A 25,939-nucleotide genomic window follows, 5' to 3' on the forward strand; every position below is an offset into this window, starting at 1 on the left:
TCCCTAGACTCGGACCCGTGACTGCCGACATCGCCCGTCCCGCGTTGCCGCTGCGGCCGGAGCTCGTCGGGCTCGAGCCCTACGGGGCGCCGCAGCTCGACGTCCCGCACCTGCTCAACGTCAACGAGAACCCGTACGCCCCCTCGGAGCAGGTCGTCGCGGACATCGCGGCCGCCGTCGCGGAGGCGGCCCGTGGCCTCAACCGGTACCCCGACCGCGACTTCGAGGCGCTGCGGGCCGACCTGGCGGACTACCTGGCCACCGAGTCGGGCGTGCGGCTCGACGTCGCCCAGCTGTGGGCCGCCAACGGCTCGAACGAGATCATGCTGCACGTGCTGCAGGCGTTCGGCGGCCCCGGCCGCACCGCGCTGTCGTTCGCGCCCACGTACTCGATGTACCCCGAGTACGCCCGGGACACCTCCACGGCCTGGGTCGCCGGGCGGCGCGCGGAGGACTTCAGCCTCGACCCCGACGCGGCCCGCGCGGCGATCGCCGAGCACGCGCCCTCGGTGGTGCTGCTCGCGAGCCCCAACAACCCCACGGGCACGGCGCTGCCGGCATCGACGGTGCTCGCGGTGCTCGACGCGGCCGCCGAGGTGCCCGGCGGGTGCGTCGTCGTGGTCGACGAGGCCTACGGCGAGTTCCGCCGCCGCGGCGTCCCGAGCGCGCTCGAGCTGCTCGCCGAGCACCCGCACCTGGCCGTGAGCCGCACGATGTCCAAGGCCTTCGGGCTGGCCGGCGCGCGCGTCGGCTACCTCGCCGCGGCGAGCGAGCTCGTGGACGCGCTGCGCGTGGTCCGCCTGCCGTACCACCTGTCCGGCGTGACGCAGGCGGTCGCGCGGGCCGCGCTCGCCCACAGCGCCGAGCTGATGGCGCAGGTCGGCTCGCTGCGCGACGAGCGCGACGCCCTGGTGGGGTGGCTGCGGGGCAGGGGCCTGACCGTCGCGGAGTCCGACGCGAACTTCGTGCTGTTCGGCCTGTTCGACGACCGGCACGCGATCTGGCAGGGTCTGCTCGACCGGGGGGTCCTGATCCGCGAGGTCGGCCCGGACGGATGGTTGCGGGTGTCGGTCGGCACACCGCAGGAGACGGCGGCGTTCAAGGACGCCCTGGTGGAGGTCGCATCACTATGAGCCCGACGAAGAAGCGCGTCGCCCGCATCGAGCGCGCGACGAGCGAGTCGAGCGTGCTGGTCGAGCTGGACCTGGACGGCACGGGCCGCACGGACATCTCGACGACGGTGCCGTTCTACGACCACATGCTCACCGCGCTGGGCAAGCACTCGCTGATCGACCTCACGGTCAAGGCGACCGGCGACACCCACATCGACGCGCACCACACGGTCGAGGACGTGGCCATCGTCATCGGCGAGGCGCTGCGCGAGGCGCTGGGGGACAAGCGCGGGATCTCCCGGTTCGGCGACGCGACCGTCCCGCTCGACGAGGCGCTCGCGCAGGCCGTGGTCGACGTGTCGGGCCGCCCCTACCTCGTGCACACCGGCGAGCCGATCGGCCAGGAGTACCACCTCATCGGCGGTCACTTCACCGGCGCGCTGACGCGGCACGTCCTGGAGTCGATCGCGCACCACGCGGCGTTCAGCATCCACGTCCGCGTGCTCGCCGGCCGGGACCCGCACCACATCGTCGAGGCCCAGTTCAAGGCGCTGGCGCGTGCGCTGCGGTTCGCCGTGGCGCTCGACCCCCGCGTGGAGGGCATCCCGTCCACGAAGGGCGCGCTCTGATGGCCGACGACGACGAGATCGTCGTCCCCGACGACCTGTCGTCGCTGTTCGCCCCGGTCGACGAGGACCCGTCCGTCGCGCTCGTCGTGACCCCGGTGGCCGTCCCCGCGCCGCTCGCCGCGGCGTGCGTGCTCGCCGGCGTGGCCGTCGACGTCGTGCCCTCGTCGTCGGGCGCGATCGCCGTGCTCCGCGAGCCCGCCAGCGCCACGGACGGCGCGACCGCCATCTCCAAGCTGCTGCGCGCCACGCCCGTGGTGCTGCTCGAACGGCGCGAGGGCAACGTCCGCGCCGTGCGGTGGTCGGGGGGCGAGGCGGGCGAGGAGATCGCGTCCGGGCTCCTGCTCGCCAACGGTCCGGGCGTCCTCGAGGACCTGCTGCTCGGGTCCGTCGAGGCGTCCGAGCTCGAGGGTGTCGTCACGAGCGTCGGCATGTCCCGCTGGAAGGCCACGCGGCTGCTGGCCGCGTCGGCGCGCAAGCGCTGACCTTCACAGCGCGTTCACAGAACTTCCCCCTTGCGGCCACGACGCGCGGCCCGCGATGATGGGCCTTCCGACGCCCGCACTGGCCCCCTGGTGCGGGCGTCGTCCTGTCCCGAGCGTGCCTACAGCGCCTCGAGGAACGGTCGCAGTGCCGCGACGCTGGTGTCGTAGAGCCCCTGCCGGGCGTCGGCGACCTGCGAGCGGTACCGGTCCTGCGCGCCGAGCACGTCGGTCGACAGCTCGAGCAGCCGCGCGCCGAGGTGGCGCTCCGCGACGTCCACGCCCCACTCGGGCCGGCCGACGTCCTCGAGGAAGTAGCGCAGCTTGGCGTGCGAGACCAGGCTGAGGATCGGCGTCCCGAGGCCGAACGGGATCATCCCGGCGTGCCCGCGCATGCCGACCACGAGGGCCGCCTCGCGGTAGAGCCGGGTGGTCTCCTCGACGCCGAGCCGGAAGAAGCTGTCGACGCCCACGCGCGTCCCGTGCTCGCGGAACAGGTCGACCGCGATGCGCTCGTCGGGGATCGTGTGCGCCCCGATCCGCACCTGCGCGACGCCGGACAGGCCCCGCACGAAGGCGTCGATCTCGGCCAGGAACGCCGGGTACTCGTCCTTGAACCGCAGCGCGGAGCGGTCGTAGGCGACGTTGAGGTAGACGACGTCGCGCGTGGCGGTGTCCTCGACCGGGTCGGTGTACGCCGTGCCGGGCAGCAGCCCGAGGATCGTCGTCGGGCACGGCAGGTACGTCACGCGATCGGCGAGGTCCGCGGGCAGCAGCGCGCGCACGCGCTCGATCGACCCGCGGTTGCGCAGCCCGACGAACTGCGCGCGGTCGACGACGTGCGTGAGGGACTCGCGGAACCGTGAGCCGAGGAACTCCTGGCCGGGGAAGAGGTTGTAGCCGACGGCCACGAGCCCCAGCGGCACGGTCAACCGGTCGAGGCTCGCGTCGGGCACGTTCCACTGCCAGCCGGAGTTGCCGTTGGGCGAGGTGTCCGGCAGGAACAGCCCGCCGCCGCCTACCAGCAGGCCGCTCGTCGCGTTGACCGCGTCGACGGCGGCCTCGTCGAACACCTGGTGCACGTGCACGCCGTGCCAGTCGGCGACCCCGCGCACGTGCGTGACCGCCTCGCGGACCGCGGCGGGCAGGAGCACGTCGCCGTAGTTGCCGAGCGGGTCGACGTAGAACGCGGCGTGCGACAGCGTGATGCCGGCGGGGTCGCTCGTGGCCACCACCTCGGCGTCCGGCGTCGTGCGGACGGCACGGGCGTGCACGAGGCGTGCCTTGTGGCGCAGCGGCTCGAGGGCCAGCGCCGAGCGGGCGTGCTCGCGGGCCCCGTCGAGGTCGCCGACGATCCACGCGACCTCGGCGAGCGCGACGTGCGCCTCGCCCGCACGGTTCGAGGCGAGCGCCGTGGAGGCCAGGACGGCGGCGTCGTCGTACCGCGAGACCGCTCGGTAGGAGGCCGCGAGGTCGAGCGCGTAGCCGGTGTCGAGCTGGCCGGCCTCGAGCGCGTGCGACTCGAGCAGCGCGACGGCCCCGGCGAAGTCGCCCGCGCCGCGCAACCGGGTGGCCTCGCGCTGCGCGGCCACGGGCCCGCGCGCGTCGGTCTCGGGCACGCCCGCGCCGCGCGCCTTGTACGCGGTCGCCGCGGTGGGGTCCGCGATCTGCCCCTGCTCCGCGAGCCGCGCGCACGCGGTGAGGAACGCGGCGTCGCTCACGTCGTACTGGTGCCACAGCGCCTCGAGGCGCGCGTAGCCGTGCTCGCCGCCGTCCCACGGCTTGAACTTGCCCGTGAAGTGCAGGATCGCCGTGTCCTGCGGCGGCACCCCGCCGCGGCGGGTGGCGCGCTTGACCCAGTTGTAGCGCCGCGGCAGGTGCAGGTAGTCCCCGTCGAGCGCCGCGGTGATGACGCCCTGGTCGTGCCGCTCGAGCTCGTACTCGCCGCTCTCGCCGATGGCGTCCAGCCGCGCCGCGAACGTGCCGTCGGTGTACGTCTCGTCGAACGCCAGCAACCCGCTGTTGAGCTTGCGGCCGCCGTCGGAGTCGAAGAACTGCGGGACGGCGGCGAACGGGGCGTCGAGCGCGAACAGGTCGTCGATCCGGTCGAGCACCACCATGTCGGTGTCGAGCGTGACGATCCTGCGGTACCCCGTCAGCCGGAACGCGTCGAGGATGTAGTACGCCTTGGTGTACAGGTAGTTCGCGGCCGACCCCTTGGTGTACCGCTCGTAGCGCTCGGTCCCCACGCGCACGAAGCGCAGGTCGGGCCGCAGCGAGACCGCGCGCGAGATGTTCGCCAGGGACAACCCGTCGTGCAGCACGACGACGTCCGCCTCGACGTCCGGGTTCGTCAGCGTCAGGCTCTTGAGCAGCACGACGAAGCCCGGGAAGTAGTTGTCGTCGACGAAGGCGACGAACGCTCTGTCGTGGGTGGGTCCGGTCATGGGGGTGCTCACCTCAGGCTGATCGTGATGTCGGTGGTGGACACGGCGCGGTCCATGACCCAGCGCCGCTCGTTCTCGTAGCTGTGGGCCGCCGCGACGGGCAGGTGCATCGCCTCGGGGACCCGGTAGGCGCCCCCGTCGTAGAAGTCGAAGCCGACGAGGTCGATGGCCGTGCTGACGTCGAGGTAGTCGACGAGCCGCAGGGTGTTGAAGCCCGTCGTCGGGACCTTGAGGTCCTCGCGCTCCGCGGGCGTGAACAGGCTCAGCGCGGGCCAGCGCAGCGACTCGTCGCCGAGGTAGGTCTGGGCGCCGGGCTCGACGTGCTCGAGCACCGACGAGCGCCACAGGTCGCGCTTGCCGCTGAACACGAGCCGCACGTCGACGGGGCGCGACCAGTTGAAGCTGTGCAGGTGGATCGTGGCGTGCACGTCCGTCTTGGTGCCCGTGTGCGGCGCGTCGATCGCGAACGAGTTGAACCGCACGACGACGTCGTAGGAGTCGATGAGGGGCCCGGCGTCGTGCTCGAGCAGGCGCGCCGAGTTCGCGACCAGGCAGACGGACTTCCCGGCGAGGTACTGGCGCAGGCCGGACATGTCGAGGGTGCGCAGCGCGACGGCCTCGTCGGCGGTGAGCCGGCCGCGGGTGGGCAGGCGGCGGGCCCCGTTGACGGCGGCCACGAGCGGCGCGAGCGGTGCGAGCGGCTCACCGGCGCTGACGGTCCGGGCGACGAGCGCCTCGTACCCCGCGCCGAACCCGGTCCCCGCGGCGCGGGTGGCGGCGAGGGCGGCGGCGAAGGTCGGCAGGCCGGCGCTCCCGGCCGCCACCAGCTGCTCGGCGTGCACCCACGCGTCGACGGCGTCGGGAGCCTCGAGCCCGCCCGCGAGCGCGGCCAGCGACGCGTCGAGCTGGGCGGCGCCGGCGCCGGAGTCCCAGCCCTGCGCGCCGTCGTTGGGCAGGGCGAGGTCCTGGCCGGTGAGGTCGCGGTAGCGCTGCGCCGCCGTGCGGGCGCCGGTGTAGTCGCCGAGCGCGTCGAGGCTCGTGGCCAGCCCGCGCCAGCTGCCCTGCGAGGCGGGGCGGGACTCGACGAGCAGGCGGTAGACCTCGACCGCCAGCTCGGTCTCCCCGGCGGACTGCGCGCGTCGCGCGACGTCGAGCAGCGACGTGAACAGCGCCGGCCACGCGCCGTGCCACGGTCGCACGCCGGCCTCGACCGCGAGCGACCGGGCGGCGTTGCGGCGCAGGTCGGCGAGCGCCTGGGCGTGCGCGAGCACGGCCTGGGTCAGCACGATGCGCTGCCACTGCGAGCTCGACGACACGCCGGTCGCGGTGGCGGAGACGGACGAGACGACCGCGGCGTACCGGCGGTTGAGCCGCAGCGACGGGGCGACCGTGGTCGCCGTCCGGCGGGCGACCCCGGTGACGGCACGCCGTGCGCGGCGCCTGACGTTGTTCACGCGACTTCCTCCCGGTGGTCCGGCCCGTGGTCTCACGTGCCGTTGGACCGGACCCTAGGAGGGCCAGGTGACGCGAGGGGGTCGTCCGGATGCCGCGCCTGACGCCTGGTGGAACGCGAGGTGAACATTGGCTGGCGCCGAGCGCGCGGCGGTGGTGAGTGGCCCGACGGGGCGGGCATCCTCCGGGGGTGAGAGCGGCACCGAGGCGGTGCCGCAGGACTCGGACGAAGGACTGATGGAGCTGCGCAACCCGCCCCTGCTCGTCGACGGCCCGGCCGTCGACGAGACGTACGACATCGCCTACCTGACGAACTACCTCGGCAAGCTCGACACCGGGATCGCGTTCACGGACCGGGCGTACCTCGCCGCGCTCGCGGGCTCGGCGTACTCGACGCTGGTGCTCGGGAACAGCCTGACGCCGCAGTACCCCGGGGACGGCCTCGCGTACACCACGTCGCTCGCGGAGTACCGGCGGCGCGACCCGCTGCTGCACCTCGTCAACGGGCTCGGCTCGTTCGTCAGCCACCTGCGCCAGGGCTACCTCCCGGAGCACCGGGCGGGGCACAAGGTCGCGATCATGCACGACGAGCCGCAGGCCTTCGACTTCTACTCGACCGACGTGTGGAACCGCGCGCACGTGCGCGACACGCTCATGGCCGCGCAGGACGGGTTCGTGTTCGTCTCGGCCCGGAGCCGCGACCTGTGGGTCGAGGAGGCGGGCCTGCACGACGCTCCGCTGCACGTGCTGCCGAACACGTGCGCCGAGGAGGCGCTCATCGAGGCGACGCTCGCGCACCGCGACCGGGCCGACGTCGCGCGCGGGCTCGGGATCGACCCGGACGTGCTCAACGTCGTCGTGGTCGGCACCGTGCAGCGCCGCAAGGCCCAGCTCGACGTGGTGGACGCGGTGCGCCGGCTCCGGGCCCGCCGCCCGGACCTGCCGGTCCACCTGCGCATCGTGGGCCGCCCGCGCGAGCCCCTCTACGGCGACGAGCTCGCCGCGTACGTCGTCGAGCACGACCTCGCCGACGTGGTGACCGTCGTGGGCGAGGTGGCCAAGCCCCAGGCGCTCGCGCACATCGCCGCGGCCGACGTCCTCGTGCTCGCGTCGCACACCGAGGCGATGCCGCTCGTCCTGCTCGAGGCCATGCTGCTGCGCACGCCGATCGTCACGACCGCGGTCGGCGGGGCCCCCGAGATGCTCGGCGACGGGTTCGAGTCGTTCGTCGACGTCGCGGACGTCGAGGCGATCGCCGCGCAGGTCGAGCGGGTCGGCGACGACCCTGCCTGGGCCCGACGGTCGGCGGCCGCAGCTGCGGACCGCTACTGGGCGCAGTTCTCCAACGCGCGCTTCCGGGCGAGGTTCGACGAGGCGCTCGCCGCGATGGCCGCCGACGCGGGCCTCGCGTCCCCGCCCCTGGGCGTGCCGGGCGGTCCGGTCCTCCGGTCCGGCCGGCCGGGGGCGCTCACCGTGACGGGACCCGTGTCCGGACGCCCGTGGCGCGCCGCGCTGGCGGCCCGGCACGCGCAGGAACCGCTGACGCGGGTGAAGCTCGCCGCGCCGGGGGCCGCGCTGGTGCCGGTGCTCGCCGCGGCGGCACCGCTCGCCCGCCTCGGCCTGGCGGTCGCCGCGCTGGATTCGTCGGCCGGCCGGGTGGTGTGCGCGCCCGACGACGGGTCGGCGCTCGTGCCGACCGCGGACGTGCTGGACCTGGTCGGACGGCCGGCGCACGAGGCGGCCTACGCCGAGCACGTGCGCGCCGCGGCCCGCCGTCGGGCCCGCGCCAAGACCCTCGCGGACGCGGCCGCCGAGCCCGTCCCGGCCGCACCGGCTCCGGCGTCGTTGACCCGGCGGGCCCGCCGTTGGGCGCGCCGGGTGATGCGGCCCCGACCGCCGGTCGCGCCCGTGGCGCCCCCGGTCCCGACGGCGCCGACCGTGGTGATGATGTTCAACAGCCCGATGCAGCTCATGGCCGTCCTGTCCCTGTGGGACCACGCGCCGACGCTGCCCGCCGCGCGCCTGGTCGCGCTGGTGCACTCGACGAACGGCGCACCCGGCTTCGGCGCGCGCCTCGTCGACCTGTGCCGCCGGACCGGCCGGTTCGACGCGGTCGTCGACATCACCGAGACCTACCGCGAGGTGTACGCCGCGCGGCCGAGCGTCGCGTCCGTGCGCGCGTTCGGCGACCGGCTGCGTGACGCGTGGGGCGGGGGAGCCGTGCACGCGATCTACGTCTCGGCGTACATGTCCGCGCGCGGCCAGAAGTTCCTCTACGAGACGGCCGGCGCGGTGCCGGTGCGGCTGTTCGAGGACGGCGTCGGCTCGTACGTCCCCAAGTCGATCAAGCAGCACGACGTCGGCCTCATGGACCGCGTCACGAGCCGCGACTGCGCCGAGGCCCGGCACATCGCGGGCATCGCGTCGGTCGACCTGATGCTCGCGAGCATCCCCGTGCCGCCCCAGTACGACGCGGACCTGCCGCGCGTCACGTTCCCGCCCGTCACGGTCGGGGGGTACCGGATCGACTACGCCCACTTCCACCGCGTCCTCGGAGCGCACGGCCGCGCGTTCGCGCCCGACGAGGTCCTGCTCGTCGCCCAGAACTTCGCGGACCACCTGGTGCCGCGGTCCGTCGTGGCCGAGGCCGAGCGCGGCGTCAACGACGCCGTCGTCGCACAGCTCCTGGCGGCGGGCCGGCGGGTCGTGATCCGGCCGCACCCGCGGGCCGGGTCCCGCACCTGGGGGCCGCAGTGGGACGACGACCCGCGCGTGGTCGTCTGGGACGATGAGCCGATGCTGCCGGTGGAGGTGCTCCTGGACCCGCAGGCGCCCCCGGCGCTGACCGTGGGCGCCACCTCGTCGTGCCTGTTCTACCTGCACGAGCTGACCGACGTGCCCGTGAGCCGCTACCCCGACGACCTGCTCGACGTCCTGCGCACGCACGCCAACGACGAGCACCGCTGGATGATGGACCTCGCCGCGCAGGTGCTGCCCGCGCTCGACACCCGCGTGGTCGCCGCCCGATGACCCTGGGCTCCGTCCTCGCCGTCGCCGACTCCGACTCGTACGTGAAGTGGGCGGCCGCCACGCTCGACCGGCTCGAAGCGGTCCCGCGGCGCGAGCTCGCGGTCCTGCGCACGCCGATCCGCCCCGACGACGCGCAGACCACGGCCGCCGTGGCGGGCACGGGCTGGGCCGGCCGGGTCGTCGACGACCACTCGCTGATCGGCCTGGCCGCGCGGTTGCGGCGCACGCGCCCCGACGCGGTCCTCGTCGCGACGACCGGCCCGGCCGCCGAGGCGCTGATCCGGATGATCGCGGGCCTGCCCTACCGGCCGGTCGTCGTGACGGGCCTGCCCGGCATGTCCATCCCCGCGACCGAGCGGGCGCTGCGGTTCCGCTCGGGTGCCGACGTGTTCGTCGTGCACTCGCGGCACGAGCGCGAAGCCTTCGCGCTCGCGGCCGCCACGGTGGGCGTGGACCCCGTGCTGGCCGTGAACCGGCTCCCGTTCCTCGACGGCTCCGCCGACGTGGACGCCGCACCCGACGAGGCTCCGCTGTCCCGGGTCGTGTTCGCGCCGCAGGCCAAGTTCCCCACCGCGCCCGACGAGCGCCGCGCGGTGCTGCGCTCCCTCGCGACCCTCGCGCGCTCGCGCCCGGACCTCGAGGTCGTCGTGAAGCTGCGCGCCGTGGCGGGCCAGGTGCAGACGCACGACGAGCCCCATCCCTACGACGTCCTGTGGCGCGGGCTGCGCGACGACGCCCCGGTGCACCTGGCGACCGGGCCGCTCGCGGCGCACCTCACGCCCGGCACGGCGCTCGTGACGGTCAGCTCGACAGCGCTGCTCGAGGCGTTGGCCGCCGGGCTGCGGGGGCTGGTGCTCGCCGACTTCGGCGTCGGGGACGAGAACCTCACCACGGTGTACGAGGGCAGCGGGCTGCTGGGCACGTTGCGTGACCTCGAGGCCGGACGGTTCTTCGCCGCGGCGCCGCGGTGGCGGTCCGAGAACTACTTCCACCCCGAGCCCGACGAGCTCCCGGCCGTGCTCGCGTCGCTCGGGACGCTGCCGCCGGTCCGGCCGGGCCCGCCCGTCGGTGGTCGCCGGGCGCAGGCACGCCGGTACGCGCGGCTCGCGCTGCCGGGCCTCGCGCTGCGCGGTGCTCGGCGGCGAGCCCGGGGGCAGGGCGGGCACTGACGCGCACGTCTCGCACCCCGGGACCAGGCCGGACCGGTGGGCGCCCGCCGGTAACCTGGGCCGCGTGAGCACCCCCGCGCGCGTCGTCGTCCTCGACTACGGCTTCGGCAACGTCCGCTCCGCCGTGCGCGCGCTCGAGCGGGTGGGCGCCCAGGTCGAGCTCACGGCCGACAAGCGCGCCGCGGCCGAGGCCGACGGGCTCGTCGTCCCCGGGGTCGGGGCCTTCGCGGCGGTCATGTCCGGTCTGCAGGGCGTCGACGGGCACCAGGTCGTCGACCGACGGCTGGCGGGCGGCCGCCCGGTGCTGGGGATCTGCGTCGGCATGCAGGTGATGTTCGCCGAGGGCGTCGAGCACGGCGAGCGCGCCGAGGGCCTGGGGGAGTGGCCGGGCGTCGTGGACCGTCTGGACGCGCCGATCGTCCCGCACATGGGCTGGGCGACCGTCGAGGCGCCGCAGGGCTCCACGCTGTTCGACGGCATCGCCGACGAGCGCTTCTACTTCGTGCACTCCTACGCGGCGCGCTCGTTCCCCCTGACCGACGACATCCCCACCGACTCGCCGATCAACCGCCCGCTGGTCACGTGGGCGGACCACGGCGGCCCGTTCGTCGCCGCGGTCGAGAACGGCCCGCTGTCCGCGACCCAGTTCCACCCCGAGAAGTCCGGCGACGCCGGCGCGCAGCTGCTGACCAACTGGGTCGCCTCCCTGCGCTGAGTCCCTCGCCGGATCCGATGAACGGAGCACCACCAGCCATGAGCACCACCACCGAGGCGCGCCTCGAGCTGCTGCCCGCCGTCGACGTCGCCGACGGGCAGGCCGTGCGCCTGGTCCAGGGCGAGGCCGGCTCCGAGACCGGGTACGGCGACCCGCTCGCCGCCGCGCTCGACTGGTACGAGGGCGGTGCCGAGTGGATCCACCTCGTCGACCTCGACGCCGCCTTCGGCCGCGGCTCCAACGCGGGGCTGCTGGCCGAGGTCACCGCCGAGCTCGCCGGCAAGGGCGTCAAGATCGAGCTCTCGGGCGGCATCCGCGACGACGCCTCGCTCGAGCGTGCGATCGCCATGGGGGCCACGCGCGTCAACCTCGGCACCGCGGCGCTGGAGAACCCCGACTGGACCGCCCGCGTCATCGAGGCGCACCGCGAGCAGGTCGCGGTCGGCCTGGACGTGCGCGGCACCACGCTGGCCGCGCGCGGCTGGACGCAGGAGGGCGGCGACCTGTGGGACGTGCTCGCGCGCCTCGAGGAGGCCGGCTGCTCGCGCTACGTGGTGACCGACGTGACCAAGGACGGCACCCTGCGCGGCCCCAACGTCGAGCTGCTGCGCGAGGTCTGCGCCCGCACCGACGCGCCGGTCGTCGCCTCCGGCGGCATCTCGAGCCTGGACGACCTGCGCGTGCTGCGCACCCTCGTGCCGATCGGCGTCGAGGGCACCATCGTCGGCAAGGCGCTCTACGCGGGAGCGTTCACGCTGCCCGAGGCGCTGGACGTGGCCGGACGGCCCTGACCGTGGCCGGTCGCGAGCTGCCGCCGTCGTCCCCGTTCGCGGGCGACGACGGGACCGCCGACCCCGCGCTCGCCGCAGCCCTGGACGGCTACGCGCAGGGCACCGGCTCGGTCGCCGGGGTCGTCGCCGCGCTCGCCGGGACGCGCGTGCTCGTCCCCGTGGTCGCCGAGCTCGAGGTCGCGGACGTCGTCGTCCACGACGGGCACGAGCACACGGTCGACAAGGAGGCCTCGGCCGGGATCGTCGCGCTGCAGGCGCCCGACGGCCGCACCGCACTGCCCGTGTTCACGAGCGTCGCGAGCCTGGGGCTGTGGCGACCCGCCGCGCGCCCGGTGCCCTCGGGCGTGGCGCGCGCGGCGCTGTCCGCGGTGCAGGAGGGGTGGGAGGTCATGGTCGTCGATCCGGGCGGCCCCGTGACCGTGCTCGTGCCCCGGCCCGCGGTCTGGGCGCTCGCGCAGGAGCAGGCCTGGCGCCCGGCCGTCGTGGACGGCGCGGTGGACGACGAGGTCCGCTCCGCGGTCGCCGCGGCGCTCGCGCCGATCCCGGAGGTCGTCGCGACCGACGCGGTGCCCGGCGCGCGTGCGGAGGTCGCCGTCGTGGTCACGCTCGTGGCGGGCCTGGACCGTGCCGGCCTCGATGCCGTCCTCGCGCGCGTCAACGGCGCGCTCGCGGCCGACGACACGATCGCGAACCGCGTCGACGGCCTCGAGCTGCGGCTGCGCGCCGCCTGACCTACTTGCGGAAGCTCTGCGCGATCCCGCGGATCGCCCAGGCGATCGCGCCGGCCGAGAGCACGGCCGCGGCCGCGGCCTGACCGCCGAGGATCACGCGGTTGACGTCGAGCGACGGCTGCCAGTGCACCCCGGCGTCGTCGATCACGTAGACGCCGACGGCCTTGACGTGCACGCCGTACCCGCCGCCGCCCCCGTGCCCGCCGCCGTGCCCGCCACCGACGCCACCGTCCTCGGCGGCGGCCCGGTAGGTCGGCAGGCCTCCCTCGCCGTCGCCCAGGCCCATGCCCGTCGCGGCCCACACCCGGGCCACGGGGATCACAGTCGAGCCGTTCGACTCGTACGCCTCGCCGAACACGCGGCGGACGGTGACGGTGTCGCTCACGGCGTTGGTCAGGTGGGCGGCGTCGAAGCGCGGGTTGTCGGTCATCGTGTCCTCCGGGTGGTCAGCTGCAGCCGGGTGCGGGGACGAGCGCGTCCCCGTCGTCCAGCATGGACCGCAACGTGCTCACAGGCACGAAGTACGTCGTGTCGTCCTGCCCCTTGGCATAGACGACGCCCACCACGTGGCCGTCGTCGTCCAGGACGGGGGAGCCCGACGAGCCGGGCTCCACGGGCGCGTCGGTCACCAGGACCGGCGCCGCGTTCTCGTGCAGCGGGTCGTCGCGCCCCCGGGTGACGTGCCCGGTCGTGACGCTCAGCGCCTTGCCGAGGGGGTAGCCGACGACCGTGACCCGGTCGCCGACGGCCGGGTCGGCGTCCGCGAGCTCGGGCGCCGCGGGCAGCGCGTCGCGGGTCCGGACGATCGCGAGGTCGGCGTCGCGCGCGATCTCGGCGGTCGTCGTGACGACGTCGTGCCCGTCGTACGTGCTGACCTGCACCGACGACGACTCGTCGACCACGTGCCGCGCGGTGACCAGGGTGTGGGCGTCGATCGCGAAGCCCGAGCCGGTGGCCAGACCGTCGCAGTCGACCGCGCGCAGCCGCAGGGCGATGCGGTGCGCGGTGTCGAACCCGTCGGGGGAGTCGTCGGCCGCCGTGGTGGCCGAGGCGACCGGTGGGACGACGGACGTCGGCACCGGGGGCGGCGGGTCCGGGACCACGCCGCACGCCGCGAGCACGCCGACGAGCAGGAGCGCGGCGGCCCCCCGCCTCATCCCGCGTCCAGCGCGCGCTGAAGCGCGTCGTTGGCGTCCGTCGCCGCGCCGCACACGCTCGACACGTCGTCGCGATACCGCGCCAGGTCGGCGGCGTCGTAGCTGTCGGCGTCGTCGAGGTAGGTGATGAGCTGCTGCTGGCTGTCGACGCACCGGGTCAGCGCGGCCGCGACGTCACCGGCCGCCGCCGACACGCGCGACTGGTAGGCGGCGAGCTGCTGGCGGCTCGCGTCGGAGTCGGCGAGCTCGGCCTTCTCGTCGGCCAGCGCGGTGATGCGCTTCTTCGCCGTCGCCAGCTGCTTCTTCGTGGTCGCGAGGTCCGCCTCGGCCTGGGCCGCGGCGGCCTGCGCGCTCGCGGCCTGCTCGCCCGCGTCCTTCGCGAGCGCCTCCCAGCTCGCGCTCGCGGCCTGCCACTCGTCGTTGCGTGCCTGCAGGCGGGTCACGAGCACGGCCCCGACGACGATCGCGGCGACGAGCAGGACGGCCAGCACGGCGATCACGGCCGGTGCGGCGCGCCCGCGGCGGCGGGCCGCCGGCTCGACCGGCTCCGCGCCGGGGTCGGCCTCGGCGGCGGGTGGCTCCTCGGGGGACAGCACCGGCCCAGGATAGGGCGGCGCGCCGAGGCCGGGACCCGGGCAGGGCGACGGAGATCACGTCGAGGAGCCCGCGCGCGCCGGGGAGAATGGAGCCCATGCTCTCGACCTACGGACCCGTGCTGCGCCTGCCCGGCGTCGCCCGGCTCTACCTGGTCGGATTCGTCGCACGGATGCCCGCGTCGATGGTCGGCGTGGTCCTGACGCTGCACGTCGTCACCACCCTGGACCGTGGCTACGCGCAGGCGGGCCTCGTCGCCGGGGCTGCGACCGTCGGGGCCGCGATCGGCGCCCCGTGGCGAGGACGGCTCGTCGACCGCGTCGGGCTGCGGCGGGCGATCGCACCGTCGATCGTCGTCGAGTCGGCCGTGTGGCTGACCGCGCCGCACCTCGGCTACGAGGCGCTCATCGCGGCGTCGTTCGTCGCCGGTCTCTTCCTGGTGCCCGTCTTCTCCGTGACCCGCCAGTCGCTGTCGGTGCTCGTGCCCTTCCCCCTGCAGCGTTCCGCCTTCGCGCTCGACTCGGTCTGCGTCGAGCTGACGTTCATGCTCGCGCCCGTGCTCGGCGTCGTGCTGGCCACGCAGGTCTCGACGACGGCTGCGCTGACCGTGGTCGGCTGCATCACCGTGGCCGCGGGAGTCCTGCTCATGTGGGCGAACCCGCCGACGCGCTCGCAGGTCCCGACCCAGGCCGGTGCGCCGGCCACCGAGGTCGTGCGCACCCGCCTGCTCACGCCGCCGCTGCTCGTCGTGCTGCTGGCCGGCCTCGCCGCGAGCTTCGTGCTCGTCGGGACGGACGTCGCGCTCGTCGCCGCCCTCAACGAGGTCGACCGGGCCGGCGACGTCGGCTGGATGATCGCGCTGTGGGCCGGCGGCTCGGTCGTCGGCGGCCTCGTCTACGGCGCGAGCAAGCGCGCGGTGCCGCCGCTCGTCCTCGTCGCCGTCCTGGGGCTGGCCACCGTGCCGGCGGCGTTCGCGCCCGCGCCGCTGTGGCTCGCGCTCGCCGTCGTCCTCGCCGGCCTGCCGTGCGCCCCGGCGCTGTCGGCGATCAACGCGACGCTCGTCTCGCTGGTGGAGGAGGGGCGTCGCGGCGAGGTGATGGGCTGGAGCGGGACCATGTCGACCGTCGGCAACGCGCTGGGCGCGCCCGTCGTCGGCTTCGTCATCGACCGCACGCACCCGGGCGCCGGCTTCCTGGCCGCGGGAGTCGTCGGAGGCGGGGTGGCGCTCGGCGGTCTCGCGACCCTGCGCCTGACCCGGCGCCGGCGCGCCGGCCGTGCTGCTGACGCGCCAGCACTCGTCGACGCGTAGGGGTCAGACCACCGAGCCCGTGTACTTCTCGCCGGGCCCCTCGCCGGGGGCGTCGGGGAACGCGGACGCCTCGCGGAACGCCAGCTGCAGCGAGCGCAGCCCGTCGCGCAGCGAGCGGGCGTGCTGGTTGCCGATGTCGGGAGCCGACGCGGTGACCAGCGCGGCGAGCGCCGTGATGAGCTTGCGGGCCTCGTCCAGGTCCAGGTACTCGCTGCCGTCGCCCTCGTCGACGGACAGGCCGCACTTGACGGCGGCGGCGCTCATGAGGTGGACGGCTGCCGTGGTGATGACCTCGACGGCGGCGACGTCCGCGATGTCACGGGTGGCGGAGGTGGCTGCGGTCGGGTCTGCGGGCTCGCTCATGCCTCGATTCTCCCACCGGCCGAAGGTCCCCCTCGCGCGGAGCCGACCGGTCCTACGGTCGTGCACGTCGGCCCGTCCAGCTCAGGAGGCACCATGTCGGTCAGCACCGCGTTCCAGACGTTCGCCACGCAGGCCCCCGCGCACCACACGGCCTGGATGACCGCCGTGCGCTCGCTCGCAGGGGCCAGCACGCTCGACGAGCGCACGGACGAACTCGCCTACGTCGCGGTGCTCGCGGCGACGGGCCTGCACTCCGGCCTCCCGTTCCACGTGCAGCGGCTGCGCGAGCTGGGCGCGACGCGCGAGGAGGTCGTCTCGGCGGTGCTCGTCGGGCTGCCAGCCGTGGGCAACGGGGTGGTCTCCGCCCTGCCGGTCGCCCTGGAGGCCTACGACGCGTGACCTGCGGTGCGCGCGGGGTGCGGGTCGGTGTGAGGCACGTCCCGTCGGCTGGCCAGCGATCCTCTGGTAACCTTTCACTCGACTGATTCGGTCTCGCACGCCTTCACGCCTTCGGGTAGGTGGGTGCGGGGGACCGGATGCACAAGCGGAGTCCATCCCACCTGGGTACCGACCGCGCGGCACAGCCGCTCAACCGGGACCGGGTTCCAGTCCGGCTCGTCGGCCCGCCGACGAGAACGTGTGGCCGACCTCGGGGTCGTCCCGCTCGGACGACCAGGCCTCCGCTCGTGCGATCGCACGACGGAGGCCTTCTTCGTTCCTGCGATGTCACCCGAGACGACAACCGAGGAGCACCACATCAGCGAGCCCCGCATCAACGATCGGATCCGCGTAGCCGAGGTCCGCCTGGTCGGCCCCAACGGCGAGCAGGTCGGCATCGTCCGCGTGGAAGACGCACTGCGCCTGGCGCAGGACGCAGACCTCGACCTGGTCGAGGTCGCACCTGACGCCCGCCCGCCCGTCTGCAAGATCATGGACTACGGCAAGTACAAGTACGAAGCCGACATGAAGGCGCGTGAGGCACGGCGCAACCAGACCAACACGGTCCTCAAGGAGATTCGTTTCCGGCTGAAGATCGACCCGCACGACTACGGCACCAAGAAGGGCCACGTCGAGCGGTTCCTCAAGGCCGGCGACAAGGTCAAGGTCATGATCATGTTCCGTGGCCGCGAGCAGTCGCGCCCGGAGATGGGCGTGCGGCTGCTGCAGCGCCTCGCCGACGACGTGACCGAGCTGGGCTTCATCGAGAGCATGCCCAAGCAGGATGGCCGCAACATGGTCATGGTGCTGGGGCCGACGCACAAGAAGGCCGACCAGAAGCTCGAGCAGCGCCGCGCCGCCCAGGCCGCCGCTGCCCGTGAGGAGAACGCCGCGAAGGCCGCCGCCAAGGCAGCCCAGGGCGACGACGCTCCGGCCGACGAGCCCGCCGCGCCTGCTCCCGTCGATGCGCCTGCTGCCGAGGCACCCGCCGTCGAGACCCCCGCGGTCGAGACGCCGGCCGCCGAGGCTCCCGCGGAGCCCGTCGTCGAGGAGACGCCCGTCGAGGTCGTCGCCGAGTCGGCGCCCGAGCCGGTCGAGGCACCTGCCCCGAAGGCGGCTCCCGCACCGAAGGCTGCTCCCGCACCGAAGGCTGCTCCGAAGGCCGCGGCCCCCAAGGCTGCTGCTCCCCGGGCCGCCGCCCCGAAGGCCGCACCTGCCGCGCCGGCCGCACCGGCCAAGGCCGCTGAGCCCAAGGCGGCTCCGGCACCCGCGCCGCGCCCGGCAGCCACGCCCCGACCGGCCGCTCCGCGACCGGCCGCCCCCCGTCCCGCGGCAGCGCGCCCGGCGGCCACCACGGCCACCAAGCCCGCACCGCGACCGGCTCCGAAGCCCCGCGCGACCCCTTCGGACCCCACAGCCTGACCAGCACTGCTTGCCAGAACCACGGACGGGCCGACTCATTCGGCCGGCCCGCACCAGACGAGTCGTACGAGCCCGTGCGATGCGAACGACAAGGAGACACGGCAGCCATGCCGAAGAACAAGACGCACTCCGGTGCCAAGAAGCGCTTCCGGGTCACCGGGACCGGCAAGGTCATGCGCGAGCAGGCCGGCGGCCGCCACCTGCTGGAGCACAAGTCGAGCCGCCAGACCCGCCGCATCGCCGGCGACGTGGTCGTCTCCGCCGCCGACACCCCCAAGATCAAGAAGCTGCTCGGTAAGTGATCCGGCGGGCGCGCAAGCGCCCCCGGGGCACCTGAGCCCTAGACCAGCAAGGAGCATCACGTGGCACGCGTGAAGCGGGCGGTCAACGCCCACAAGAAGCGCCGGGCAACTCTCGAGCGCGCCAGTGGTTACCGCGGGCAGCGCTCGCGCCTCTACCGCAAGGCGAAGGAGCAGGTCACCCACTCCCTCGTCTACGCCTACCGCGACCGCAAGGCGCGCAAGGGCGACTTCCGTCGTCTGTGGATCCAGCGCATCAACGCGGCCTCGCGTGCGCAGGGCCTGACGTACAACCGCCTCATCCAGGGCCTCAAGCTCGCGGGCGTCGAGGTGGACCGTCGCGTCCTCGCCGACCTCGCCGTGACGGACGCGGTGGCGTTCAACGCCCTCGTCGCCGTCGCGAAGAAGGCCCTGCCGGCCGACGTCAACGCGCCGAAGGCTGCGTGATCTCCGCCTCCTCGTGAGGTGACGGCTTTCCGAAGTCCCCGGGTCGTTCCGACCCGGGGACTTCGTCGTACCCGCTAGCGTCCGTGAGATGACCCTGCGACGACGGCGGCCGGGCGAGCAGATCCGCGTCCCTCGGTCGGCATGGGAGGTCGCGGAGGAGGCGCACGAGCTGCTGACTCACGCCGGCGAGCCGGTCGGGCCTGGCCTCACGGCAGACGAGCGGGAAGCCGTCGAGGAGCGCTTCGGCTTCCGCTTCGCCCCCGTGCACCGGGCGTTCCTCGCGCTGGGTCTCCCGCGAGGACCGCAGTGGCCGAGCTGGCGGTCGGGCTCGGCGCGCGTCCTGCGGGCGCGGCTGCGGCTGCCCGTCGATGGCGTGGTCGCGGACGTGCTCGAGCACGACCTCTGGCCCGCCCGCTGGGGGCCACGGCCGACCGACCTGGCCGAGCGAGAGGCCGTCGCCCGCGACGAGCTGGCCGGCGTGCCCGTGCTCGTCCCGCTGTTCGGGCAGCGGTACCTCCCGGCGGATGATCCTCTGCCGACCCTTCCCGTGCTGTCGGTGCACCGGAGCGAGGTGCTCGTGTCCGGCCGTAGCCTCGTGGAGTTCATCGGCCGCGAGTTCTCGATGGACCTCAACCCGTCCGACGCCGACGCCAGGAGCGCGGCGCGCGTGCCGTTCTGGACCGACCTGTCCGAGGTGGTCGAGGCGACCAGGCTCGGACGGGGGATCATGTCCCCGTGAGCGAAACCCCGTACCTCGACAACCTCCGCGCCGAGCGGGTCAAGGCCGTCAAGGCCCTGGCCGGTCGATCGGCGCGCCAGCGGGCCGGGCGGTTCCTCGTCGAGGGGCCGCAGGCGGTGCGTGAGGCGGTGGCCGCCACGGAGCTGGCGGTCCACGACCTGTACGTGACCGCGACGGCGACGGCCCGGTACGCGGACATCGTCAAGGCCGCCGCCGCGCGAGGGATCCGGGTGCACCGGGGCTCGCCGGAGGTGCTGGACGCGATGAGCCCGGACGCCCAGCAGATGATCGCCGTCGTCGACCTGCTCGACAGCTCGCTCGGCGAGGTGCTGGCCGGGCCGCCGCGGCTCGTCGCCGTGCTGTCGAACGTGCGTGACCCTGGGAACGCCGGCGCCGTGATCCGCGCCGCGGATGCGTCCGGGGCCGACGCCGCGCTGCTGACGCCCGAGAGCGTGGACATCCACAACCCCAAGGTGGTCCGCTCGACGGCAGGGTCGCTGTTCCACCTGCCGGTCGCCACCGGGATCGACCTCAAGGGCGGTGTCGCGGCACTGCGTGCGGCTGGCCTGACCGTGCTGGCAGCCGACGGCGCGGGGGAGCACGACCTCGACGACCTGCTCGACGTCGTGGGTCAGGCGCCGGACGGGATGCCGGACCTCGCCGCGCCGACCGCATGGATCTTCGGCAACGAGGCATGGGGGCTGCGCGACGAGGACCGCGCGCTCGCCGACGCTGTCGTGCGCGTGCCGCTGCGGGGACGTGCCGAGTCGCTCAACCTCGCGACCGCGGCCACCGTGTGCCTGTACGCGAGCAGCCGCGCCCACCGGTGAGTCGGACCCTGGTGGCAGGGTGGCGCGCATGAGGCTCTTCGCTGCCGTGTGGCCGCCCGACGAGGTGCTCGACCACCTCGACATCGCGCTGGCCTCCGTGCGGGGCGGGCCGTCCGGGCTGTCGTCGGCGCTGCGCTGGTCCGCGCGGGAGACGTGGCACCTCACCGCGGCGTTCTACGGTGACCTGCCCGACGGCGCGGCGCCCGGTCTGACGGCCGACCTCGCGGCGCTCGCCACCGGCGTGCAGCCGTACTCGCTCAGGCTGCACGGCGCGGGCGTCTTCGCCCACCGCACGCTGTGGGTGGGCGTCGGCGGTGACGTGACCGCCCAGCGGCAGCTGACGGCAGCGTGCGTCGACGCCGGCGAGGCGGCGGGAGCCTGGCCCGACCAGCGCGCGCGGGATCGGCCGCACCTGACCGTCGCCCGCGTGCGACCGGGCAGCGGGCCTCCGCGCCGCCGGGGCTCGTCGTCGGCCAGCGCGCCGGCCGGCCGACGAGGACCGGGCGCCGACGAGGACGCGGCGGCGATCCTCGTGCACGCACTCGCCGTGTACGACGGCCCGACGTGGCAGGTCGACGAGCTCCTGCTGGTCGAGTCCCGACCTGGTGCCGGTCGCGGCGGCGGGCCGCTGTACGAACCCGTCGGGCGGATCAGCCTCGCAGGACCGCCGCGAGCGAGCTGAGCGCCGCGAACGGGTCCGGCCCGACGGGCACGAGCACCACGCTGCCGAGCCCGGCGGCGTGCAGCTCGTCGATCCGGGCGCGTGCGGTCGCCGCGGGCCCGACGACGGCCAGGGTCGACACCCACTCGTCGGGCATGGCTGCCACGAACGCCTCGCGGCTCGCGCTGGCGGCGCGGAGCTCGGCGAGCGCTGCCGCGAACGGCAGGGGAGCGATGTGCGGCGCCCAGTCGGGCTCGCCGATCCACTCGAGCCCGGCCCGCGCGGCGGCGAAGGTCGCCTCGGAGTCGTCGCCCACGGCCGCAACGTTGTAGCCGACCAGGCGGTGGGGCCCCTCGGCGGCGACGTGCGCGAGCGTGGAGGCGACGTACTCCGGCGTGACCGGCTCAGCCAGGATCGTCCCGTCGGCCACGGCACCGGAGACGGCCAGCGAGCGCGGCCCGCGCACCCCGGTGAGCAGCGGCGGGACGACGTCGGGACGCGTCTCCAGCTCGACGCCGGTCAGCTGCACGTACCGGCCGTCGATCGTGACCCGCTCGCCGCGCAGCAACGCGCGCAGCGTGCTCACGTACTCGTCGAGGAGGGTCAGCGGGCTCGCGGGCCACGCGCCGACGGACCGCATCCAGTGCGGCATGCCGTGGCCGACGCCGACGTCGACGCGGCCGGGGAACAGCTCGGCGAGGCTCGCGACCTCCATCGCGGCGAACGCGACGTTGCGGGCCGCGGTGGGCAGGATGCCGACGCCCACGCGGATCCGGGACGTCACGGCGAGCACGGCTGCGGCCTGCGCGACTCCGCCGCGGAAGCCGAGGTCCTCGACCACCCACAGCTCGTCGAACCCGAGCTCCTCCGCGCGCCGTGCGTACTCGAGCACGCGGCCGGCGGGCAGGTCCCGCGGCAGCATGACCCCGACGGCGTCGTCCTTCGGCCCGGTCCCGCTCACGTCACCCTCGCTTCCCGGCGGCCCGTCCGCCCCGCCTCAGTCTCGCCGCTCCGAGCGGTGGTTCACGCACGCAACCCGGCCCGGAAGCGTGCGGGAGCCACCGTCCGGCGTGGAATCGGCTCGACAGCGATGGCAGGATCGGGGTCATGCGCATCCTGGGCGGCAGTGGTCGCCGATTTAGCCGGCCCGTTCCCGGGCTCTGCTGACGACTGACGTCTGACGCGCACGTGCGGAACCGCCCTCGCGGGCGGTGGACCACGGAACGGACCCGGAGCGGGCGCCGATAGACTCGTCCGCTGGTCGGCCGCTCCATGCGCGCCCGGCCACGGCCCCGCCCGCCGAACGCCGGCGTGGGTCGCCCAGCACCTCCCTGGAAGGTCCGGATGTCCGACGACACCCCTGTGCTGTCCCCGCTCGACGAGAGCGGCATCGCCGCCGCCGTCGACGCCGCCCTCGCCGCGGTCGAGGCCGCGCGCACGCTCGACGAGCTCAAGTCCGCCCGCCTGGCGCACACCGGCGAGCGCAGCCCGCTCGCGCTGGCCAACCGCGGCATCGGCGCGCTCGCGCCGGCCGACAAGGGCACGGCCGGCAAGCTGCTCGGCGCCGCCCGCGGCCGCGTGCAGCAGGCGCTCGCCGCCCGCCAGACCGTGCTCGAGGCCGAGCGCGACGCGCGCGTCCTGGTCGAGGAGACCCTCGACGTCACGCTCCCGAGCGACCGCCACCCGCGCGGCGCGCGCCACCCCCTGGAGACGCTGCAGGAGCGGGTCGCCGACATCTTCGTGTCGATGGGCTGGGAGATCGCCGAAGGCCCCGAGCTCGAGTCGGAGTGGTTCAACTTCGACGCGCTCAACTTCGGCGTCGACCACCCGGCACGGCAGATGCAGGACACGTTCTTCGTCGAGGGCGAGCCGGGGAAGGAAGCAGGACTGGTGCTGCGCACGCACACCAGCCCGGTCCAGGCACGCACGCTGCTCGAGCGCGACCTGCCCGTCTACATCGCGTGCCCGGGCAAGGTGTTCCGCACCGACGAGCTCGACGCCACGCACACGCCCGTGTTCCACCAGATCGAGGGCCTGGCCGTCGACAAGGGCCTGACGATGGCCAACCTCAAGGGCACGCTCGACCACTTCGCGCGCGCGATCTTCGGTCCGGAGGCGCGCACGCGCCTGCGCCCGGCGTTCTTCCCGTTCACCGAGCCGTCCGCCGAGATGGACCTGTGGTTCCCGCAGAAGAAGGGCGGGGCCGGCTGGATCGAGTGGGGCGGGTGCGGCATGGTCAACCCGAACGTGCTGCGCGCGTGTGGCGTCGACCCCGAGGTGTACTCCGGCTTCGCGTTCGGCATGGGCATCGAGCGGACGCTCATGCTGCGCCACGGGATCGCTGACATGCACGACATGGTCGAGGGCGACGTCCGCTTCTCCACCCAGTTCCAGGCGGTGATCTGATGCCTCGCATCCCCCTGACGTGGCTCGCCGAGCACGTCTCCACGCCCGACGGCCTCACGGCCGAGCAGCTCGCCGCGGACCTCGTCCGGGTGGGGCTCGAGGAGGAGGCCATCCACGCGGCGGCGGTGAGCGGTCCGCTCGTCGTCGGCGAGGTCGTGGAGCGCACTCCCGAGCCGCAGAAGAACGGCAAGACGATCAACTGGTGCCGTGTCGACGTCGGGCCTGACCACAACGAGCCCGGCGGCATGCCTCGGGGCATCGTGTGCGGCGCGCACAACTTCGACGTGGGCGACCGCGTCGTCGTCGCGCTGCCCGGGGCGGTCCTGCCCGGGCCGTTCCCGATCGCATCGCGCAAGACCTACGGTCACGTGTCCGACGGCATGATCTGCTCGGCGCGCGAGCTCGGCCTCGGCGAGGACCACGACGGCATCATCGTGCTGGCGTCGATCGGCATCGACGCCCCGGTGGGCACCGACGCGCGCGAGCTGCTCGGGCTCGGCGAGGAGGTCCTCGAGATCAACGTGACCCCGGACCGGGGCTACTGCTTCTCGATGCGCGGCGTCGCCCGCGAGTACGCCCACTCCACGGGTGCGACGTTCACCGACCCGGCGCTGCCGGTGCCGACCGACGCGCCCGCGGCGGGGTTCACCGTCGAGATCGACGACCAGGCGCCCATCCACGGCGTCGTCGGCGCGGACCGCTTCGTCGCGCGCGTCGTGCGCGGCGTCCGGGCGACCGACCCGTCGCCGACGTGGATGCAGCGCCGGCTGCAGCAGGCCGGCATGCGCGCGATCAACCTCGCGGTCGACGCGACGAACTACGTGATGCTCGACCTGGGCCAACCGCTGCACGCCTACGACCTGGCGCGGGTCGCCGAGCCGATCGTCGTGCGCCGCGCGAAGCCGGGCGAGACCCTGCGGACGCTCGACGACGTGGTGCGCACCCTCGACCCCGAGGACCTGCTCGTCACCGACAGCCCCGCCGCGCGCGGTGAGCGGATCATCGGTCTCGCCGGCGTGATGGGTGGCGGCGACAGCGAGGTCGGCCCGACGACGACCGACGTGCTGGTCGAGGCCGCGCGCTGGGACCCGATCACCGTCGCGAGGACCGCCCGGCGCCACAAGCTGCCCACCGAGGCGGCCAAGAGGTACGAGCGTGGCGTCGACCCGCAGCTCGCGCGGGTGGCCGTCGACCGCGTCGTCGCGCTGCTCACGGAGCACGGCGGAGGCGAGGCCGACGAGGCCGTGACCGATCTGGACACGACGACGTCGCCCGAGGCCATCACGCTCGACGTCGACCTGCCGGCGCGACTCGTCGGCGTGCCGTACACGGCCGACGAGGTGCGCGAGACGCTCACAGCCATCGGGTGCACCGTCACGGGCGAGGACCCGCTGACCGTGGTCCCGCCGTCGTGGCGTCCCGACCTGACCGTCGGCGTCGACCTGGTCGAGGAGGTCGCACGCCTGCGCGGCTACGACGCGATCCCGTCGATCCTGCCGTCGGCGCCCGCCGGCCGCGGGCTGACCGAGGCGCAGCGCTCGCGGCGATCGGTGGCCCGCGCGCTCGCCGAGTCCGGCCTGGTCGAGGTGCTCAGCTACCCGTTCGTCGGCCTGGACCAGGTGGACGCGCTCGGCCTGGCGCCGGACGACGACCGGCGGCACGCCGTCCGGCTGCTCAACCCACTGTCCGACGCGCAGCCGTTCATGCGGACGAACCTGCTGGTCACGCTCCTGGACACGGCCAGGCGGAACGTCAACCGCGGCGAGAGCGACCTCGCGCTGTTCGAGATCGGCCTCGTCACGCGGCCGGTCCCGGGCGCGCCGTCCGCGCCCCGGCTGCCCGGCGGCGTCCGGCCGTCCGACGAGGACCTCGCGGCGATCGCCGCGGCGGTCCCCCCGCAGCCGCGTCGCGTCGCGGGTGTGCTCACCGGTCTGCGCGAGCCCGCCGGCTGGTGGGGGAGCGGCCGCCGGGTCGACCACACCGACGCGATCGCGGCCGCACGGCTCGTCGCGGGCGTGGTCGGGGTGCCGGTCGTCGTGACCGCCGACCACGACCACGCGCCGTGGCACCCCGGTCGCTGCGCGCGTCTCGAGACGCTCGACGGGGTGCTCGTCGGGCACGCCGGCGAGCTGCACCCGAACGTCGTCGCCGCGCACGGCCTGCCCACCCGGGCGGCCGCCTTCGAGGTCGACCTCGACGTGCTGCTCGCCGCGGCCCCGGACGAGCCGCTGCAGGCGAGCGAGCTCTCGACGTTCCCGATCGCCAAGGAGGACGTCGCGCTCGTCGTGGCCTCCGACGTCCCCGCGCACGACGTGCTCGAGGCCGTCCGGATCGGTGCCGACGCGAGCGAGGCCGGTGCCGTGCTCGAGGACCTGCGGCTGTTCGACGTGTACACGGGCGAGCAGGTGGGCGAGGGCAACAGGTCGCTCGCCTTCTCCTTGCGGCTGCGCGCGGGCGACCGCACGCTGACCGCCGCGGAGACCGCCGCCGTGCGCGAGGCCGTCGTCGCGGAGGCCAGCCGCCGGTTCGGGGCCACGCTGCGCGCGTAAGCGGCTGACCTGCACCGACGAAGGCCCCCGATCCGTCCGGATCGGGGGCCTTCGTCATCCACGGTTCACGGGTCGTGGGACGAGTTCACACCATTGTTACCGGGGAGTAGTTGCGGCAAAACGGACAACGGGCGAAGGTTGCCCAGGCCGCCTCGCGCGGCCTTCGACGT

General features: G+C 74.6%; 25 protein-coding genes. 18 read left to right on the forward strand and 7 right to left on the reverse strand.

Translation table 11 applies throughout. From position 1 onward, the window contains the following. Positions 1-17 precede the first annotated feature (17 nt). The 3 genes from EDF34_RS10140 to EDF34_RS10150 are packed head-to-tail and all read left to right on the forward strand — an operon-like array spanning position 18 to position 2,223. Positions 18-1,133, forward strand: coding sequence for a histidinol-phosphate transaminase (locus EDF34_RS10140; RefSeq protein ID WP_123371208.1), 1,116 nt, complete (start codon positions 18-20; stop codon positions 1,131-1,133). Then, positions 1,130-1,741: an imidazoleglycerol-phosphate dehydratase HisB gene (gene hisB, locus EDF34_RS10145; RefSeq protein WP_123371209.1), complete on the forward strand. Its 612-nt coding sequence runs from the start codon at positions 1,130-1,132 to the stop codon at positions 1,739-1,741. Before EDF34_RS10140 ends, hisB begins: the two co-directional genes overlap by 4 nt. Continuing rightward, positions 1,741-2,223 (forward strand): hypothetical protein, encoded by a 483-nt coding sequence (locus EDF34_RS10150; protein ID WP_123371210.1) that lies wholly within the window; start codon positions 1,741-1,743, stop codon positions 2,221-2,223. Before hisB ends, EDF34_RS10150 begins: the two co-directional genes overlap by 1 nt. 119 nt (positions 2,224-2,342) lie before the next feature. Here the strand turns inward: EDF34_RS10150 and EDF34_RS10155 are convergent, their stop codons facing one another. Further along, entirely contained in the window at positions 2,343-4,667 is a 2,325-nt protein-coding gene (locus tag EDF34_RS10155) for a glycosyltransferase (RefSeq protein WP_148076610.1), read from the reverse strand. Positions 4,668-4,675: 8 nt separating this feature from the next. Beyond that, positions 4,676-6,121: a glycosyltransferase family 29 protein gene (locus EDF34_RS10160; protein ID WP_123371212.1), complete on the reverse strand. Its 1,446-nt coding sequence runs from the start codon at positions 6,119-6,121 to the stop codon at positions 4,676-4,678. A 235-nt stretch (positions 6,122-6,356) separates the two neighbouring features. Here EDF34_RS10160 and EDF34_RS10165 point away from each other — a divergent pair, with 235 nt between their 5' ends. From EDF34_RS10165 to EDF34_RS10185, 5 genes are all read left to right on the forward strand, one after another. After that, the gene (locus EDF34_RS10165; RefSeq protein WP_123371213.1) at positions 6,357-9,149 is read left to right on the forward strand and encodes a glycosyltransferase; all 2,793 of its coding nucleotides are present in this window, start codon (positions 6,357-6,359) and stop codon (positions 9,147-9,149) included. Next, a complete protein-coding gene (locus EDF34_RS10170; protein ID WP_123371214.1) occupies positions 9,146-10,318 on the forward strand; it encodes a DUF6716 putative glycosyltransferase in 1,173 nt (390 codons plus the stop codon). Before EDF34_RS10165 ends, EDF34_RS10170 begins: the two co-directional genes overlap by 4 nt. A 64-nt stretch (positions 10,319-10,382) precedes the next feature. After that, on the forward strand, positions 10,383-11,033 hold the full coding sequence (gene hisH, locus EDF34_RS10175) for an imidazole glycerol phosphate synthase subunit HisH (protein WP_123371350.1): 651 nt from the start codon (positions 10,383-10,385) through the stop codon (positions 11,031-11,033). A gap of 38 nt (positions 11,034-11,071) precedes the next feature. After that, positions 11,072-11,824, forward strand: coding sequence for a bifunctional 1-(5-phosphoribosyl)-5-((5-phosphoribosylamino)methylideneamino)imidazole-4-carboxamide isomerase/phosphoribosylanthranilate isomerase PriA (gene priA, locus EDF34_RS10180; protein WP_123371215.1), 753 nt, complete (start codon positions 11,072-11,074; stop codon positions 11,822-11,824). 2 nt (positions 11,825-11,826) lie between these two features. Beyond that, positions 11,827-12,555, forward strand: a complete 729-nt coding sequence (locus tag EDF34_RS10185) for an SseB family protein (protein ID WP_123371216.1) — start codon at positions 11,827-11,829, stop codon at positions 12,553-12,555. Position 12,556: 1 nt separating this feature from the next. Here EDF34_RS10185 and EDF34_RS10190 read toward each other — a convergent pair whose 3' ends face one another. The 3 genes from EDF34_RS10190 to EDF34_RS10200 are packed head-to-tail and all read right to left on the reverse strand — an operon-like array spanning position 12,557 to position 14,308. Beyond that, entirely contained in the window at positions 12,557-12,985 is a 429-nt protein-coding gene (locus EDF34_RS10190) for a spore germination protein GerW family protein (protein ID WP_123371217.1), read from the reverse strand. A gap of 16 nt (positions 12,986-13,001) precedes the next feature. After that, entirely contained in the window at positions 13,002-13,712 is a 711-nt protein-coding gene (locus EDF34_RS10195) for a S1C family serine protease (RefSeq protein WP_123371218.1), read from the reverse strand. Next, positions 13,709-14,308, reverse strand: coding sequence for a hypothetical protein (locus EDF34_RS10200; RefSeq protein ID WP_233575307.1), 600 nt, complete (start codon positions 14,306-14,308; stop codon positions 13,709-13,711). Before EDF34_RS10200 ends, EDF34_RS10195 begins: the two co-directional genes overlap by 4 nt. A 95-nt stretch (positions 14,309-14,403) precedes the next feature. Between EDF34_RS10200 and EDF34_RS10205 the strand changes: the two genes are divergently transcribed. Next, positions 14,404-15,615 (forward strand): MFS transporter, encoded by a 1,212-nt coding sequence (locus EDF34_RS10205; RefSeq protein ID WP_233575308.1) that lies wholly within the window; start codon positions 14,404-14,406, stop codon positions 15,613-15,615. A gap of 3 nt (positions 15,616-15,618) precedes the next feature. On the opposite strand, the gene EDF34_RS10210 is transcribed toward EDF34_RS10205, so the two are convergent. Then, positions 15,619-15,978, reverse strand: coding sequence for a DUF1844 domain-containing protein (locus EDF34_RS10210; protein WP_123371220.1), 360 nt, complete (start codon positions 15,976-15,978; stop codon positions 15,619-15,621). Positions 15,979-16,071: 93 nt separating this feature from the next. On the opposite strand from EDF34_RS10210, the gene EDF34_RS10215 reads away from it, so the two are divergent. The 7 genes from EDF34_RS10215 to thpR all read left to right on the forward strand — a co-directional run bounded on the left by EDF34_RS10215 (position 16,072) and on the right by thpR (position 20,835). Beyond that, positions 16,072-16,377: a carboxymuconolactone decarboxylase family protein gene (locus EDF34_RS10215; protein WP_123371221.1), complete on the forward strand. Its 306-nt coding sequence runs from the start codon at positions 16,072-16,074 to the stop codon at positions 16,375-16,377. Positions 16,378-16,701: 324 nt separating this feature from the next. Beyond that, positions 16,702-17,838, forward strand: a complete 1,137-nt coding sequence (gene infC, locus EDF34_RS10220) for a translation initiation factor IF-3 (RefSeq protein ID WP_123371354.1) — start codon at positions 16,702-16,704, stop codon at positions 17,836-17,838. 107 nt (positions 17,839-17,945) lie between these two features. Further along, positions 17,946-18,140, forward strand: coding sequence for a 50S ribosomal protein L35 (gene rpmI / locus EDF34_RS10225; protein ID WP_118765679.1), 195 nt, complete (start codon positions 17,946-17,948; stop codon positions 18,138-18,140). A gap of 60 nt (positions 18,141-18,200) precedes the next feature. Then, positions 18,201-18,584, forward strand: a complete 384-nt coding sequence (gene rplT, locus EDF34_RS10230) for a 50S ribosomal protein L20 (protein WP_118765680.1) — start codon at positions 18,201-18,203, stop codon at positions 18,582-18,584. Between the two features lie 88 nt (positions 18,585-18,672). After that, entirely contained in the window at positions 18,673-19,323 is a 651-nt protein-coding gene (locus tag EDF34_RS10235) for a hypothetical protein (protein ID WP_123371222.1), read from the forward strand. Further along, on the forward strand, positions 19,320-20,153 hold the full coding sequence (locus EDF34_RS10240) for an RNA methyltransferase (protein WP_123371223.1): 834 nt from the start codon (positions 19,320-19,322) through the stop codon (positions 20,151-20,153). The genes EDF34_RS10235 and EDF34_RS10240 overlap by 4 nt, the downstream gene beginning before the upstream one ends. A gap of 28 nt (positions 20,154-20,181) precedes the next feature. Next, on the forward strand, positions 20,182-20,835 hold the full coding sequence (gene thpR, locus EDF34_RS10245) for an RNA 2',3'-cyclic phosphodiesterase (RefSeq protein WP_123371224.1): 654 nt from the start codon (positions 20,182-20,184) through the stop codon (positions 20,833-20,835). Here the strand turns inward: thpR and EDF34_RS10250 are convergent. Further along, positions 20,804-21,775, reverse strand: coding sequence for an LLM class flavin-dependent oxidoreductase (locus EDF34_RS10250; RefSeq protein ID WP_370450044.1), 972 nt, complete (start codon positions 21,773-21,775; stop codon positions 20,804-20,806). The two genes, thpR and EDF34_RS10250, sit on opposite strands and share 32 nt — an antisense overlap. A 383-nt stretch (positions 21,776-22,158) precedes the next feature. Between EDF34_RS10250 and pheS the strand changes: the two genes are divergently transcribed. Both pheS and pheT read left to right on the forward strand, forming a co-directional pair. Next, a complete protein-coding gene (gene pheS / locus EDF34_RS10255; protein WP_123371225.1) occupies positions 22,159-23,220 on the forward strand; it encodes a phenylalanine--tRNA ligase subunit alpha in 1,062 nt (353 codons plus the stop codon). Further along, entirely contained in the window at positions 23,220-25,769 is a 2,550-nt protein-coding gene (gene pheT / locus EDF34_RS10260) for a phenylalanine--tRNA ligase subunit beta (RefSeq protein ID WP_123371226.1), read from the forward strand. The genes pheS and pheT overlap by 1 nt, the downstream gene beginning before the upstream one ends. Positions 25,770-25,939 lie beyond the last annotated feature (170 nt).

It is taken from the genome of Cellulomonas sp. PhB150, assembly GCF_003755175.1.
Lineage (GTDB): Bacteria > Actinomycetota > Actinomycetes > Actinomycetales > Cellulomonadaceae > Cellulomonas.

What these genes read in the sequence shown, in the direction of transcription:
- EDF34_RS10215 (WP_123371221.1), top strand. Translation starts at nt 16,072, where the DNA reads ATGTCGGTCAGCACCGCGTTCCAGACGTTCGCCACGCAGGCCCCCGCG.
- hisB (WP_123371209.1), top strand. Translation starts at nt 1,130, where the DNA reads ATGAGCCCGACGAAGAAGCGCGTCGCCCGCATCGAGCGCGCGACGAGC.
- pheT (WP_123371226.1), top strand. Translation starts at nt 23,220, where the DNA reads ATGCCTCGCATCCCCCTGACGTGGCTCGCCGAGCACGTCTCCACGCCC.
- EDF34_RS10195 (WP_123371218.1), bottom strand. Translation starts at nt 13,712, where the DNA reads ATGAGGCGGGGGGCCGCCGCGCTCCTGCTCGTCGGCGTGCTCGCGGCG.
- EDF34_RS10155 (WP_148076610.1), bottom strand. Translation starts at nt 4,667, where the DNA reads ATGACCGGACCCACCCACGACAGAGCGTTCGTCGCCTTCGTCGACGAC.
- EDF34_RS10150 (WP_123371210.1), top strand. Translation starts at nt 1,741, where the DNA reads ATGGCCGACGACGACGAGATCGTCGTCCCCGACGACCTGTCGTCGCTG.
- rpmI (WP_118765679.1), top strand. Translation starts at nt 17,946, where the DNA reads ATGCCGAAGAACAAGACGCACTCCGGTGCCAAGAAGCGCTTCCGGGTC.
- priA (WP_123371215.1), top strand. Translation starts at nt 11,072, where the DNA reads ATGAGCACCACCACCGAGGCGCGCCTCGAGCTGCTGCCCGCCGTCGAC.
- pheS (WP_123371225.1), top strand. Translation starts at nt 22,159, where the DNA reads ATGTCCGACGACACCCCTGTGCTGTCCCCGCTCGACGAGAGCGGCATC.
- EDF34_RS10190 (WP_123371217.1), bottom strand. Translation starts at nt 12,985, where the DNA reads ATGACCGACAACCCGCGCTTCGACGCCGCCCACCTGACCAACGCCGTG.
- EDF34_RS10170 (WP_123371214.1), top strand. Translation starts at nt 9,146, where the DNA reads ATGACCCTGGGCTCCGTCCTCGCCGTCGCCGACTCCGACTCGTACGTG.
- EDF34_RS10210 (WP_123371220.1), bottom strand. Translation starts at nt 15,978, where the DNA reads ATGAGCGAGCCCGCAGACCCGACCGCAGCCACCTCCGCCACCCGTGAC.
- EDF34_RS10165 (WP_123371213.1), top strand. Translation starts at nt 6,357, where the DNA reads ATGGAGCTGCGCAACCCGCCCCTGCTCGTCGACGGCCCGGCCGTCGAC.
- infC (WP_123371354.1), top strand. Translation starts at nt 16,702, where the DNA reads ATGTCACCCGAGACGACAACCGAGGAGCACCACATCAGCGAGCCCCGC.
- EDF34_RS10205 (WP_233575308.1), top strand. Translation starts at nt 14,404, where the DNA reads ATGCTCTCGACCTACGGACCCGTGCTGCGCCTGCCCGGCGTCGCCCGG.
- thpR (WP_123371224.1), top strand. Translation starts at nt 20,182, where the DNA reads ATGAGGCTCTTCGCTGCCGTGTGGCCGCCCGACGAGGTGCTCGACCAC.
- EDF34_RS10235 (WP_123371222.1), top strand. Translation starts at nt 18,673, where the DNA reads ATGACCCTGCGACGACGGCGGCCGGGCGAGCAGATCCGCGTCCCTCGG.